This is a genomic window from Opacimonas viscosa (assembly GCF_024199005.1).
Taxonomy (GTDB): domain Bacteria; phylum Pseudomonadota; class Gammaproteobacteria; order Enterobacterales; family Alteromonadaceae; genus Opacimonas; species Opacimonas viscosa.
The window spans coordinates 36,251-50,153 of record NZ_JANATA010000003.1; the positions used below are offsets into that span (position 1 = coordinate 36,251).

Sequence of the window (13,903 nt, forward strand, 5' to 3'; positions counted from 1 at the left end):
CTATGTATATCTTAATGAATGGAATAAGCCTGACGATAGCCAAACATTCCGTTACGTAACATGCTAGTGCTGTTATTTTGGGATGATATCCCTTTAAATCTAAACTGCAATGCTGCCCCAGAATCAAATTCAGCTTGGGAACTTAAATCGTCCAAAGCAAAACGATTGGCTAACTGTCGATAAGCCACGACTCTTAATGCCCAACAACACGATTCATATTCAAGACCAAAATATGACTCAATAGTTCGGTTTAATTCTTGATCTTTATACCATCGTCCAGCCCACTGCCAGTTTTTGTTGATTGGCCATGTTGCACTCACCCCCAGTTGATTGATGGTTTCATTCGATAAATCTCGAATATAGCGCTGTGATAATTGCACGAGGCTGTTGGCGTCTCTTCGGTATTCTAATGACAAGCTACTGCGCTCTACTTTATCAGTTTGTGCAGCTAATTGTAATTGTGAATCGACAAACCAGCGACTAGAGATGCGAAAATCAAATTCAGCAGCGACAGACGAACGAGCGTTCGAACGCTCTTCTGCAAGCACTTTAGAGTCCGCAAAATAAAAAATTTGGCCTAAACTCACGCTTGCTCGTTCGATATTATTAGCATCCAAGAAGCGGGAACTCACTGCTACTGTGAGTTGGTTATTATCAACGATCCGGTCTAACCCCGTAAATTCTTGACCGCGAAACAAGCCGCTGACCGTATTTAAAAGTGGTGCAGAATCGTACAGCCCAATGTCTGATTGGTCTGCGAAACTGGTATATAAATACTGGATTTTAGGTTCTAAAGTGACAATAGAATTTGGCCCTGTTAGGGTTTGTGGCCGCTCAAAAAATAAAGCGCCAAACAACTTTGCTTGCCCAATGTTACGTTGCTTAGTGGCAGCTAGGTTATCAACTCGGAGCCCATTGAAAGTGTTTTGCATATTGCTATCAAGTGCGTTATCGGCCACTTCGATGTTTAAATTATGTTGCTCGTAATAGGTACTTAACAGCCCAAGTTGGGCGTTGAATTCAAAAGCGTCTTGGTTTTCTCGATACGCAATGGTTGGATGCACATGAAAACGACTTGCCTCGGGCAAAGCATTATTGGTATTCGTAAAATAGGTGATTTCTGAGTCTAGGTTAAACTGCCACTGATGATTTAAAGGATGTGAATAAGAAACAGTCAATTGTGGCAAGGCGCGATAATTATTGGTTTGCTCGCCAAGTACAGTGAAATCAGCCAAGCGTAAACTTGCAGTGAGTGACTCACTCAAGTAATCCAAACGCAAGTTTTGTTGCACATAGGTATCTGCGCGGTTAAAGAAATCTGAACCAAAATCAACAATGTAATTAGCATCACTGATCTCATTAAAATCGATATCAACAAACCAATGTTCGCTCAGTTGCGCTTGGTGTTGTAGACGTACAAAATAACGTTCATCACCGTTTGTTTCATCATCTGATGGCAAATATTCCAATTTGATGGTGCTGGAGCTGGCCGCGTTGAGATGACGCAGTTCCGTTTCTAACATTAGGCCTCGGTTGGTTAACAAGCGTGGCGCAACTGTCGCGTCATAATTAGCTGCTAAGTTAAAGTAATATGGTTGGGTAATATCTATCCCATTTTCACTAGAACTACTAATTTTAGGAAACAATAGCCCAGATTGACGTGCCGATGTGACAGGGAAAGCAAAATACGGCAGATACATTACCGGAACGCCTTTGACAAAAAAGCGTGTATTATAAGCTTGCCCTAGGTTACCGGTTTGACCTAAGTTGATTTCTGATGCTTTGATAGCCCAGTCGTTGTTGTTTAGCGGGCAAGTTGTAAAACTCACATCATCTAAAACAATACCTTCTGCTGCAGACAGTCTGATATTTTCGGCGTCGCCCCGACCCGCCAAGCTACCGAGTTGATACTGTGCTGACGTCATGGCAAATACCGCGTTTTGGGTATCTAACTCAATTTTTTCGCTCAGGACTTTTATCTGTGGCGAAATAAAACTGACATCGCCAGTGGCTAATACTTGTAAACCGTTGTTGTTCACTTGGGCTTGTTGGGCAAAAATGTTCGTATCTTGGTTGATGATTTGGACGTCACCGCTGAAATCTGCTGTTTGATTGGTAACGATATTTGCGGCATCCGCTAACACTTGTACGACATCTGTCGGTGATGAGGTAATCGCATATTCAGGCACTGTGACGAGTGCCGGAGAGTAACACTGGGCCGTTAATTGTTGTCTCGCGTTTGGCATGGGTTGGTTATCAGTTACACTGAATGATGCCAGCGTTGTACGGTTTGATGAAGCGCTTTCTTGAGGTGCATTTGGTCCAGCCAAAACTTGCCATGAGAGTAGCCAGAAACAAGCTGCACTCAGACAATAGGAGAAAAATTTGGACTGTTTAACAGGCATGGCATAACCGGACAATAAAAGTTAGTGCGCAATTTTATAGATTTGTCGTGAAATTACCAATAAAAGCAGCACATACTTACTAAATAATCGGTATTTAAAACCAAAGTTGGCCTTTCCTGTGACTAAGGATACAATGAAAGCATACATGATGAAGGGAAAATAAAACGATGCAAATAATGGGCAAGATTCTGGGTGCTGGTTTTGGTTTTTTATTGGCAAAAGTGCCTGGTGCAGTATTAGGCCTCATCGTGGGACATTTTTTTGATAAGTCTCTGCAACAAAATTTCTCAGGTAATGCGAGTTTTGCTCAGTTCTTTTCGAGTAGCGAAAAACTTCAATCGAGTGCTATTTTTTTCCACGCTTTATTTTCTTGTTTAGGGCATATTGCCAAAGCTGATGGTGCGGTAACACCTTCTGAGATAAAAATCGCGACCCAGCTTATGGATGATATGAAGCTTCAGGGGGATGTGCGCAAAGAAGCTCAACAAGCATTTAGAGAAGGCAAAGACAGTGCCTTTCCAATCGACGAAATCCTCAAAGATCTAAAGCGCGATATTGATGGCCGTAAAGATGTCATGCGGGTGTTTTTGGAAATTTTAATTGAAGCAGCTTATGCGGATGGCGAGTTATCCCACAAAGAAATGCTAGTGCTAGAAAAAGTGGCGTCAGAGTTACAATTTTCAGCCAAAGAATTAAAAACATTGTTAAAACAATATGCTGCTGAGATCCGCTTTCGACAAACGAAGGCCGCTTATCAGCAAGCGCGACAAGATGCGCAACAACGTGCCCAAGAGCAAGCGCGTGCGTGGCAACAAAAAGCCCAACAACGTTCACAAGAATATTCTCAATACCAAAGAGAGCATGCCAATGCACAAAGTTATACTGCGCAAAATCGCTTAGAAGATGCATATAGTATTTTAAATGTGTCTGCTAATTGTGATGAAAGAACATTGAAAAAAGCATACAAAAGAGCAATGAATGAGCATCACCCCGATAAACTTGCATCGAAAGGTTTACCAGAGCAAGCTCTAGAACGAGCAAAAGCAAAAACCCAAGATATTCAGGCGGCTTATGAACTTATCAAAAAAGAACGGCGCTAATGACAGATAGCATCAGTCTTTCAGCACAAAATACCGCGAGTATTGATGAGTTTGTGCAGATGTTATTTTTGGAAAAAGGCCTGAGTGATAATACATTAAGTGCGTATCGCTCTGATTTGTACAAGTTGTGTGAGTTGTTGCAAAACCAAAACGCCAGCTTCAACCTCTTAGACATTACGGAGCACGAGGTTCGCCAGTATTTGATTTATCGTGAACGACAAGCCTTGTCCGCCCGCAGTACGGCGCGTTTTTTGTCTTCTTTGCGCACATTTATCAAATACTGTATTAGTCAGAAAATTCGTGCTGATGACCCCTTACGTTTAATTAAACCACCCAAACTCGCCGTGGCTTTACCGGATAGCTTATCCGAACAACAAGTCGAAGACTTATTAAATGCCCCTGATTTAGACGAGCCAGTTGGGTTGCGAGATAAAGCCATGCTAGAGGTATTGTATGCAACCGGTTTGCGGGTGACAGAGTTGGTCAGCTTGCGGATTGATCAAGTATCATTGACCCAAGGGGTTGTGAGAGTTGTGGGTAAGGGGAACAAAGAGCGTTTAGTGCCGCTAGGTGAGACTGCGGTAGATACCTTGCAAGCATTCATGAAATTTGGTCGCCCAGCATTATTAAAGCATCATAGTGATATTGTTTTTCCGAGTAAACGCGGCACCAAAATGACACGGCAGACGTTTTGGCACCGGATTAAGATTTACGCAAAACTAGCTGATATAAGCGTGCATTTATCGCCACATACATTGCGTCATGCTTTTGCTACTCACCTATTAAATCATGGCGCGGACTTGCGGGTAGTGCAAATGCTCCTTGGCCACAGTGACTTATCCACGACACAAATCTACACGCATGTTGCCACTGAACGTTTGACTCATATCATCCAAGATCATCATCCTCGGGGCTGATTGGTAGCTTTTTTATAGCGATGTGAATACAATAAAGTCAGATAACGGTCTGTGTTAGTATCTTGACTAAACACCTCTTAAAATAAAGGAATTTTATGCACCTTAGATATTTACTTACGGTACTTTTGACCCTAACAGTAGGATGGATGGTAAGTGCCAACTCACAGGCTGAATCGCAATTATTAAGTGATGATGTCGTAGCTGAGTTTGAAGCTAAAACTCAGCTGAAGGTCCTCTCACTCGCCAATGCACCGCTTAATGAGCTCGTTACATTGACTACATCGAGAGGGATTTTTTATCTTTCCCAAGATGGTCAGTTTTTGGTAAATGGCGCCATTATTAATTTGCAGGAAGGTTTTCGCAATGAAACCGAACAAGCAATGGCAAAGTTTAGAGTAGACCAAGTCGCTAAAATTGCAGATTCCGGGATCTTGTATCTAGCCAAGAATGAAAAGTTTAGAATAAATGTGTTTACCGATATCACTTGCGGTTACTGCCAAAAATTGCATCGAGAGCTAGAAGATTATCTAGCGGCAGGTATTTCTGTGAATTATCTCGCTTACCCACGTCAAGGACTGAACGGTGCGGTGTACAAAGATATGGTTTCAATTTGGTGCGCCAGTGAGCCACAAAAAGCCATGACCAGCGCAAAATTAAACAACAATGTGGTCCAAAAAAGCTGTTCTACACAAGTGGCTGAACATTACCGGACAGGTGGTGCATTAGGTGTTAATGGGACACCTAATATCATCCTTGCTGATGGGAGTCTCATTCCTGGATACCAACCTGCCAAGGCGCTTTTAGCGGAACTGAATAAGCGTTTGGGTAGCTAATATGGCACTCCCTGTGGTCACTCAAAGTAACGCAGTTGCACCGGTATTACTGGCGCAATGTCAATCTCAATACGGCACTTACGCAGGCATCGTCGCCCATGTATTAGCACAGCGCAATATTGATAATTTAGACGACATGCAAAATAGTGCTAAGTTTTTGCTGCATTATCAAGGTTTGCAAGGCATGCATGCGGCTGTTGCTGTGTTGAGTGCAGCAGTGATGACACAAAAACGCGTTGTTATCATAGGCGATTTTGATGCTGATGGTGCGACCTCGACCGCATTGTGTATGCTGGCATTTCGCGCCATGGGGTTGCCGCATATTCAATATCTAGTACCGAACCGTTTTGACTTTGGCTACGGCTTATCGCCCCAAATTGTGGATGTGGCTCACACTGAAATGCAAGCTGAAGTAATTATTACCGTTGATAATGGGATCGCTTGTCATGCTGGGGTGCAACATGCTAAGTCTTTGGGGATGCAAGTGGTAGTGACAGATCATCACTTACCAGGTGCGGAATTACCGCCGGCGGATGCTATTGTGAATCCGAACCGCAGTGATTGTGGTTTTGATTCAAAAAATGCAGCAGGGGTTGGCGTGGCCTTTTATGTGTTAAGTGCTTTACGTGCAGAACTGCAACAACAAGGGTGGTTTAATGAGCACCGTCCGTCTCCTAATTTGGCTAGTTTTTTGGATATTGTTGCCATTGGTACCGTGGCAGATGTCGTTAAGTTGGATCGCAACAACCGAATTTTTGTACACCAAGGTTTGCAACGTATCCGACAAGGTATTGCGCGTCCGGGTGTCCTTGCATTGTTCGCTGTTGCAGGTAAAAAACTACAAAATGTCACATCGACTGATTTGGGATTTGTGATAGGACCACGTTTAAATGCAGCTGGTCGTTTGGATGATATGAGTTTAGGAATTGAGTGTTTGATTTGTGACGATCCTAATCAGGCCCGTGATATCGCATATGCACTGGATAAAAAGAATGTCGAAAGGCGCTCGATTGAGTCTGATATGCGGGAACAAGCAGAGGCGTCATTAGCTAAAATTCAATTAACAGGCACAGATATTCCGCATGGGTTGGTGCTGTTTGATCCAGACTTTCACCAAGGCGTGATTGGGATCCTTGCGGGCCGCATCAAGGAACAATTTTACCGACCGACAATTGCATTTGCACAAAACGATGAGACTGAACTAAAAGGTTCTGCGCGTTCTGTTCCTGGTGTACACATTCGTGATGTCCTTGATGAAATTAACACTGAGACACCAGGTTTAATTACCAAATTTGGTGGGCATGCAATGGCGGCTGGACTGTCGTTAGATCCAGCTGGCTTAGCGGATTTTTCTGTGGCGTTTGATCGAAAATGCCAAAAACATATGTCTGGTTTACCCACGACCGCTCAGATCTTTTCTGATGGCGCGTTACCAGAGACATATTTTTCTTTAGAGTTTGCTGATCTTCTGCAGCTTTTAGGGCCGTGGGGGCAAGGATTCCAAGAGCCTGTATTCGATAATGTGATGCAGATCGTACAACAAAGAATTGTTGGCGAAAAACATTTGAAGCTAGTGTTGCAAATCGGAACGACCGTTGTCGATGGGATTGCATTTAATGTGGATTTGGATACCTGGCCAAACCCTGCAATCACCCAAGCTCACGTGGCTTTCACTTTGAGTATTAATGAATTTAGAGGCCGACAAAGCGTGCAATGTATGGTTCTTGATTTATCGCCTGAGTTACCAACAGCGTCAGCCCAAAATCGTTCTTTAGAGGCATAAGTAGATGGCTTTTAATGAACGCGACGGTTTATCGCCTGACATGGCTAAGTTGTTAGACAAACACCCAGAGTTGACCCAGTCCACCAGTCAAAAAGTGACGTCACATGTACAGCGTGAAGAAGATGATTGGATTATTCATACTTTGTTGATAGAGGGGACTGACGTGCCTTTTTATTTCAAACGTAAAAAACGTTATAAATCGTTACATGGGGCTCGGGTTAATATTACGTACTATCCTGATCCGACTGAAATAGCAGGCATGGAGTTTGAACGCTTTAAAATAGTCCGTATAAAACGCTTATAACAAATTACCAATAATATTGTCTAACAAGGTCAAGCATGGCTAATCAGCAGATACATGGTTACATTTTACATCGTCGCCCTTATCGCGAGACGAGTTTTTTGGTCGATGTATTTTCGATTGAGTTAGGCAAATGTCGTTTTGTGGCAAAAGGTGTACGCAGTCCTAAATCCGACCGTAAAAGTGTTTTACAACCTTTTCAATACGTCCAATGTGAACTCTCTGGCAAAGGTGAAATGAAAAACCTCATACGGGCTGAAGTGCTTGAGAAACCGCATCAATTAACCGCAGAAAGGTTATTTTGTGGTATGTATGTGAATGAACTCATCAATCGCTGTCTTCCTGAACACATTCTTTGCCCTGATCTACTTACCCAGTATGTTGCTTGTTTACAGCAACTCCAAGCATTATCTGGCAATACTGTAGATATAGTAAAAGCACGGCAGGAGCAGATTTTGCGTGAGTTTGAATTGGCTTTGTTAGACGAATTAGGGTATTTGCCTGACCTTGGTGTGGATGCACTCTCCCAAGAGTTTATTCAAGTGGACCAAGCTTATGTCTTTCAACCTGAAATTGGTATTGTGGCGGCTCAACATTATCCGCACTTGCGTCAATTTTCTGGAGCACTTTTAACCGCTGTTCTTCAACAAGAATGGTCAGCACAAAGCTTGCAGCTTGCCAAATATCTCACTCGTTTTGCTCTATCTCCTTTACTCGGCAATAAACCGCTGAAAAGTCGTGAATTATTTGTAACCCAAAGTTGAATAAGCGATAATCTAACTTAACCATATCACTGCCAGAGAATTACCCATGAATGAAGTACTTTTAGGTGTCAATATTGATCATGTAGCGACCTTACGTAACGCCCGTGGTACGTCTTATCCAGATCCGGTACATGCCGCTGATATTGCAGAAAGAGCTGGCGCTGATGGTATTACGGTTCACCTGCGTGAAGACCGTCGTCATATCAATGATCGGGATGTTGAAATTTTAGCGCGCACGATTAATACTCGTATGAATCTAGAGATGGCTGTAACCGACGAGATGCTCGCCATTGCACTCAAAACACAACCCGCATTTTGTTGTTTGGTACCAGAAAAACGCGCCGAATTGACTACTGAGGGTGGCTTGGATGTTGCGGGTAACTTAGCACGCATGCAAGATGCTTGTGGGCAACTGGCTGAAGCGGGTATTTTGGTATCGTTGTTTATCGACGCTGAAGAAAAACAAATTGAAGCTGCGCAGTCTTGCGCTGCACCATATATCGAAATTCATACCGGTCAATATGCGGACGCACCAACGATTGCTTCTGCCGAACAAGAATTGGCCAAGCTGAAAACCGGTATTACCTACGCCCATTCATTGGGTTTGCACGTAAACGCTGGGCATGGTTTGCATTATCACAATGTCAAACCCATCGCTGCGTTACCTGAAATCATCGAGTTAAATATTGGTCACGCTATTATGGCGCGAGCCATGTTTGATGGCTTAGCGAATGCGGTTAAAGATATGCGCAATATTATGCAAGAAGCACGTACCCAAGCACTTATCGAGTTGCGTTAAGATATGGCTATTGTTGGGCTGGGTACGGACATTGTCCAAATAAGTCGTTTTGGTACCATCAACCGGGAACGTCCTGGTGTCGCCAAAAAAGTACTCACATCCGCTGAATTTGAAACATTTGCCCAAACCGCTCATCCACAACGCTTTTTAGCTAAACGTTTTGCTGCCAAAGAAGCGGCCGTCAAAGCCTTGGGTACCGGTATCGGTCATGGTGTGAGTTGGCAGGATATTTGGTTAACGCACACGGATAAAGGCCAGCCACTGTTACAATTTGCCGGTGGCTTTGCAAAAATAGCATTGTCTATGGGGGTAACGAGTAGTTTTATCTCTATTAGTGATGAACAAGAGTATGCGGTTGCAACAGTCATTTTAGAAGCAAATACTGCAGAAGGTTCAGCGCATGGCACAAATATTTAAGCCTAAAAAAAACACAAAACGCAAAGCGCACACTCCAACTCAAGTCTCCAGTTCCTTCACTGCAATGACACTACACAGCCAGGCTATTGATCGAGACCATGAGCCTGTTGTTATTGCCAATGGTGCTTTACCCGGGGAAACCTGTCAGGTCAATATCACACAAAAACGCAAAAATGTTTGGTTGGGTGATGTATCCAAAGTGTTAGAGCCAGCAACAATTCGTAAAGTCCCAGACTGTCCTCATGCTCTGGGACACTTTGCTGCACAAACCCCACGTTGTGGAGGGTGCCAATTTGCATATGTCGATGCAGAAGCCGGTTTAGCTTTAAAACAAGATACGTTAAGTCAAGCACTTACCCGAGAGTATGGCATCAGCAAGGAGGTTTGGACTCCACCTGTAGCCTCTCCAGAGGCTTACCGCCGTAAAGTGCGCTTGGCAATTGATGCGCGTAACGCTAACGCACCAAAGATTGGTTTTCGTCAAGCCCAATCCAAAGCTGTCGTGCCAATAGACCACTGTCGAGTGGTCATTCCTGAGTTACAAGATGCATTGAGTTTATTAACCCAGCAAACTTGGACTTGGTTAAATAAAGTCGGGCATATTGAATTGCTGCATGTCCGAGAAGGTATTGTCGTTGTCTTTCATGCGGCAAAACCACTTCCGTTGCAAGCCTTCAAAGAGATGAGTTATTGGCGCACTCAGTTACGAGAGAAACTCGCTAACCCATCGTCAATGAGGCTATCAACGAGCCAGCAGAGTACTGCGGGCACGACATCAGAGGAAGCGGTTGAAGATTCAATACACTTTGTTATAAATCGCAAAGCACTGGATGTGTCTAATGCGGCAATAACTTGGCTGAGCAGCCAAAATTATGGGGTGTTAGAGCAAAGTTCACAATGCGTCACTCCGGCGTTTACACTATCTTCTGCTAATGATTTGGCGATCCCAGTGCAGGTAGATGATTTTATGCAGGTGAATTCGGTGGTTAATACGCATATGGTGTCAGCCGCAATCACTGCATTAGCCCTCGCTGCAGAAGATCGTGTGTTAGATTTGTTTTGTGGCAGCGGTAATTTCACTTTGCCCATAGCCAGTACAGGCGTATCAGTACTCGGTGTGGAGGGAGTTGCGAGTATGGTGGACCAAGCAAACGCCGCAGCACTGTCGCAAGGGCTGACTAATGCGAGCTTTATCCATGCCGATTTAACTGAGTTAAATGTCATACCTGCTATTCAATCTTTAGCACCGAATAAATTGTTATTGGATCCAGCTCGCCAAGGTGCGCATACCATTTTAGCAAATATGGACCTCAGCGCGATCGAACGCATTGTGTATGTTTCTTGTCAGCCACAAACATGGTTGACAGATATTGGTGTTTTATTAGATAGTGGATTTGTCTTGAAGCAAGCGTATTGTATGGATATGTTTAGAGAGACGACACATACAGAATTATTTAGTGTCTTGGTAAAAAGTGCATAGGGAAATACCACATGGTCACTATAAGAAGTGTACAGCAACCCGATAGGCCAGACTTCCAAAGTTGGTTGTCAGGGTTAATGGTTTCTGATGAAACGAAAAACAAACTCATCAATCTGACGGAAAACCCAGAAATTCTTTTAATTGGCCAAGAAATGGTTGAAATTTTGGCCGAGTTGAATATGGATGATACGACGCTCCAAGCTGCGTTAGTGTTTCCATATTGCGAACAACACAATCTTTCCAAACAAGATATCGAAGACGATTTCGGTATTGAAATCTCTGACTTATTAGAGGGCGTGCGTCAAATGGACGCCATTCGAGCCTTGCATGCAAAACATCAACATGATGAACAACAAGTCGACAATATTCGCAAGATGCTGATCGCTATGGTCGCAGACGTTCGGGCGGTAGTCATCAAAATGGCTGAACGTATTTGCACATTGCAACAGGTTAAAAAGGCAGACGAGGAAACGCGAGTTTTAGTGGCGCGAGAGTGTTCTACGATCTATGCACCCTTGGCCAATCGCCTGGGTATCGGTCAGCTAAAATGGGAATTAGAAGACCTGGCCTTTCGCTATTTACATCCTAAAAGATATAAGGAAATCGCGGCGTGGTTAGATCAAAAACGAGCCGACCGGCAGACTTACATTGATGACTTTTTAGCTGAGCTAAGCGCGGCTCTCCAAGCTCAAAACGTCCAAGCTACCGTATATGGGCGACCTAAACATATTTTTAGTATTGCCAAAAAGATGCAGAAGAAAAATCTCTCTTTTGAGCAATTATTTGATATTAGAGCCGTCAGGATAATTGCGGCGACGTTACAAGATTGCTATGCCGTACTGGGGCATGTGCATGCGACTTGGCAACATATCCCCAGTGAGTTTGACGATTATATTGCCACGCCGAAACCCAATGGTTATCAATCTATTCACACAGTGATCAAAGGACCAGAAGGGCGTACGATAGAGATTCAGATCCGTACGCAACAAATGCATGATGATGCTGAACTGGGTGTTGCTGCTCATTGGAAGTACAAAGAGGATCACAAAGCCAAGGTCTCTGCCGCGGAAGAAAGAATCAATTGGTTGCGTAAAATCTTGGCTTGGCAAGAAGAAGTCGCCGAGTCTGGTGACATTGTCGAGGAGTTTCGTTCTCAAGTTTTTGATGACCGAGTGTATGTTTTTACACCTTCAGGTGATGTCATTGATTTGCCAGTCGGTTCAACGCCGCTAGATTTTGCCTATTATATTCACTCGAATGTGGGGCATCGTTGTATCGGCGCCAAAGTGGATGGTCGTATCGTCCCATTTACTTATGAATTACAATCCGGTGATCAAGTTGAGATATTAACCGGTAAGCAAATGAATCCATCACGAGATTGGATGCATCCAGGACTCGGCTATGTCTTTTCTTCAAGAGCACGAGCCAAAATCCATACTTACTTCAAAAAGCTCGATAAAGGGCAGCATTTAACAGCTGGTAAAGAACTGTTAGAGCGTGAGTTGAATAAAGTTTCTTTGGTTCTCAAAGACGTCAGTCATGCGGTTGACAAATTTAACATGAAAACGGCGGATGATCTCATTGCAGCTGTTGGTGCAGGTGATGTGCGTGTCATGTCATTGGTCCGTTATTTACAACAATTATTGCAACCAGAGCCTGAGCCAGAAAATATCCCCATTAAAAAACGCGCTCCTCGCAAAGGCAAGCAAAATACGGTTGAAGTGGAAGGGGTGGGGCACTTGTTGAGCCAACTAGCGACATGTTGTCAACCGATTCCAGGAGAACCTATATTAGGATATATCACGCAAGGACGAGGTGTAAGTGTTCATCGCACAGATTGTAAACAATTAACACACTTGTTGAGTATGCACCCTGAACGAGAGATAGAAGTGAATTGGTCGGGTGAGTTAGATGCCGGCTTTGCGGCAGATATTGTGTTAAAAGCACATGATCGGACGGGAATACTAAAAGAGATCACCACCGTACTCGGAAATGACAAGGTGCCGGTACTAGGTATGCAAACTGCTTCTGATGTGACGCACAATACCTGTGAGATTCAGTTAAAAGTCGAAGTCAAAGACGTTCACCGTTTAAGCCTATTGCTCACACGTTTGCGTAAAATACGCAGTGTGATAGATGTGTACAAAATCAATAGCTAAGCATTAAAAGCAACTTAGTGATAATCAGTCGGAGCGAAATTGAATTTACACCAAACTAAAGAAACTACTGACTTAGATGCGTTAGTCAATACTGATCCTGTGGCTGGATTATTAGCCATCATGCGTCAATTACGTGATCCAGATGATGGCTGTCCATGGGATCTACAACAAACCATGCAAAGCATTATTCCGCATACGATTGAAGAAACCTATGAAGTGGCCCATGCGATCATGCATGAACAGCCAGAAAATATTTGTGATGAGTTAGGCGATTTACTGTTTCAGGTCGTGTTTTATGCACAGCTAGGCCAAGAACAGGGGTGGTTTGCGTTCAACGATATTGCGCGCACAGTTTGTCAAAAATTGATCCGTCGTCATCCGCACATTTTCGATGAAACCAGTGCGTTGACTCCAGCAGAAGTTGAACAACAATGGCAAAACATAAAGGCAACCGAGAAAAGTGCATCAGCTTCGACGTCCGTGTTGGCCAATATCCCTGTGGGGATGACACCGTTGTTACGCGCTCATAAAATACAAAAAGCATGCGCCAAAGTAGGTTTTGATTGGCCTGATATATCCCCCGTTTTTGCTAAAGTACAAGAAGAAATTGGCGAAGTGTCAGAAGCCGTAAAAGAAGCCGAAGCCTTGGGGCATAATGAGCACGTGCATGAAGAAATCGGAGATTTGTTATTTGCGGTTGTAAATTTAGCAAGGCATGCAGGCGTGAATAGTGAACAAGCCTTGTTGGATGCCAATGAAAAATTTGCCAGACGTTTTATGCAGGTCGAAACAGCAGTAAAACATAACGGCAAAATCTTAGCAGAGCAATCACTTGATGAACTTGAAGCCCTATGGGTGGATGTTAAAGCGAGAGAAAAGCAGAAATAATCGAGATAAAAAGCTTTATTTTTCTACATTTTTACGTATAATTCTGCGCCTGCCCAG

The 13,903-nt window shown here is 43.6% G+C and carries 12 protein-coding genes; 11 read left to right on the forward strand and 1 reads right to left on the reverse strand.

What is annotated here, in order from left to right:
- Positions 1-11 precede the first annotated feature (11 nt).
- Positions 12-2,330 carry an LPS-assembly protein LptD gene (locus NLF92_RS02915; protein ID WP_254098705.1) on the reverse strand — a complete coding sequence of 773 codons (2,319 nt, stop codon included), beginning with the start codon at positions 2,328-2,330 and terminating at the stop codon, positions 12-14.
- A 242-nt stretch (positions 2,331-2,572) separates the two neighbouring features.
- Between NLF92_RS02915 and djlA the strand changes: the two genes are divergently transcribed.
- The 11 genes from djlA (at position 2,573) to mazG (ending at position 13,846) form a co-directional block, all read left to right on the forward strand.
- Positions 2,573-3,505, forward strand: coding sequence for a co-chaperone DjlA (gene djlA / locus NLF92_RS02920; RefSeq protein WP_254098707.1), 933 nt, complete (start codon positions 2,573-2,575; stop codon positions 3,503-3,505).
- Positions 3,505-4,422 (forward strand): site-specific tyrosine recombinase XerD, encoded by a 918-nt coding sequence (gene xerD, locus NLF92_RS02925; RefSeq protein ID WP_254098709.1) that lies wholly within the window; start codon positions 3,505-3,507, stop codon positions 4,420-4,422. Before djlA ends, xerD begins: the two co-directional genes overlap by 1 nt.
- A 95-nt stretch (positions 4,423-4,517) precedes the next feature.
- Positions 4,518-5,255 carry a thioredoxin fold domain-containing protein gene (locus tag NLF92_RS02930; RefSeq protein WP_254098711.1) on the forward strand — a complete coding sequence of 246 codons (738 nt, stop codon included), beginning with the start codon at positions 4,518-4,520 and terminating at the stop codon, positions 5,253-5,255.
- A 1-nt stretch (position 5,256) separates the two neighbouring features.
- On the forward strand, positions 5,257-7,038 hold the full coding sequence (gene recJ / locus NLF92_RS02935) for a single-stranded-DNA-specific exonuclease RecJ (RefSeq protein WP_254098713.1): 1,782 nt from the start codon (positions 5,257-5,259) through the stop codon (positions 7,036-7,038).
- Between the two features lie 4 nt (positions 7,039-7,042).
- Complete coding sequence (locus NLF92_RS02940; protein ID WP_254098715.1) at positions 7,043-7,342, forward strand: hypothetical protein; 300 nt, start codon at positions 7,043-7,045, stop codon at positions 7,340-7,342.
- A gap of 35 nt (positions 7,343-7,377) precedes the next feature.
- A complete protein-coding gene (gene recO, locus NLF92_RS02945; protein WP_254098717.1) occupies positions 7,378-8,103 on the forward strand; it encodes a DNA repair protein RecO in 726 nt (241 codons plus the stop codon).
- Positions 8,104-8,149: 46 nt separating this feature from the next.
- Entirely contained in the window at positions 8,150-8,902 is a 753-nt protein-coding gene (gene pdxJ, locus NLF92_RS02950) for a pyridoxine 5'-phosphate synthase (RefSeq protein WP_254098719.1), read from the forward strand.
- Between the two features lie 3 nt (positions 8,903-8,905).
- Positions 8,906-9,319, forward strand: a complete 414-nt coding sequence (gene acpS, locus NLF92_RS02955; protein WP_254098721.1) for a holo-ACP synthase — start codon at positions 8,906-8,908, stop codon at positions 9,317-9,319.
- Positions 9,303-10,799 carry a methyltransferase domain-containing protein gene (locus NLF92_RS02960; RefSeq protein ID WP_254098723.1) on the forward strand — a complete coding sequence of 499 codons (1,497 nt, stop codon included), beginning with the start codon at positions 9,303-9,305 and terminating at the stop codon, positions 10,797-10,799. Before acpS ends, NLF92_RS02960 begins: the two co-directional genes overlap by 17 nt.
- Before the next feature lie 11 nt (positions 10,800-10,810).
- The gene (gene relA / locus NLF92_RS02965) at positions 10,811-12,958 is read left to right on the forward strand and encodes a GTP diphosphokinase (protein ID WP_254098725.1); all 2,148 of its coding nucleotides are present in this window, start codon (positions 10,811-10,813) and stop codon (positions 12,956-12,958) included.
- 39 nt (positions 12,959-12,997) lie between these two features.
- On the forward strand, positions 12,998-13,846 hold the full coding sequence (mazG, locus tag NLF92_RS02970; RefSeq protein WP_284700349.1) for a nucleoside triphosphate pyrophosphohydrolase: 849 nt from the start codon (positions 12,998-13,000) through the stop codon (positions 13,844-13,846).
- Positions 13,847-13,903 lie beyond the last annotated feature (57 nt).

Excerpts from the sequence above, each read along its gene's own strand:
- xerD (WP_254098709.1), top strand. The coding sequence starts at position 3,505 with ATGACAGATAGCATCAGTCTTTCAGCACAAAATACCGCGAGTATTGAT.
- recJ (WP_254098713.1), top strand. The coding sequence starts at position 5,257 with ATGGCACTCCCTGTGGTCACTCAAAGTAACGCAGTTGCACCGGTATTA.
- relA (WP_254098725.1), top strand. The coding sequence starts at position 10,811 with ATGGTCACTATAAGAAGTGTACAGCAACCCGATAGGCCAGACTTCCAA.
- acpS (WP_254098721.1), top strand. The coding sequence starts at position 8,906 with ATGGCTATTGTTGGGCTGGGTACGGACATTGTCCAAATAAGTCGTTTT.
- NLF92_RS02930 (WP_254098711.1), top strand. The coding sequence starts at position 4,518 with ATGCACCTTAGATATTTACTTACGGTACTTTTGACCCTAACAGTAGGA.
- djlA (WP_254098707.1), top strand. The coding sequence starts at position 2,573 with ATGCAAATAATGGGCAAGATTCTGGGTGCTGGTTTTGGTTTTTTATTG.
- NLF92_RS02940 (WP_254098715.1), top strand. The coding sequence starts at position 7,043 with ATGGCTTTTAATGAACGCGACGGTTTATCGCCTGACATGGCTAAGTTG.
- recO (WP_254098717.1), top strand. The coding sequence starts at position 7,378 with ATGGCTAATCAGCAGATACATGGTTACATTTTACATCGTCGCCCTTAT.
- pdxJ (WP_254098719.1), top strand. The coding sequence starts at position 8,150 with ATGAATGAAGTACTTTTAGGTGTCAATATTGATCATGTAGCGACCTTA.
- NLF92_RS02960 (WP_254098723.1), top strand. The coding sequence starts at position 9,303 with ATGGCACAAATATTTAAGCCTAAAAAAAACACAAAACGCAAAGCGCAC.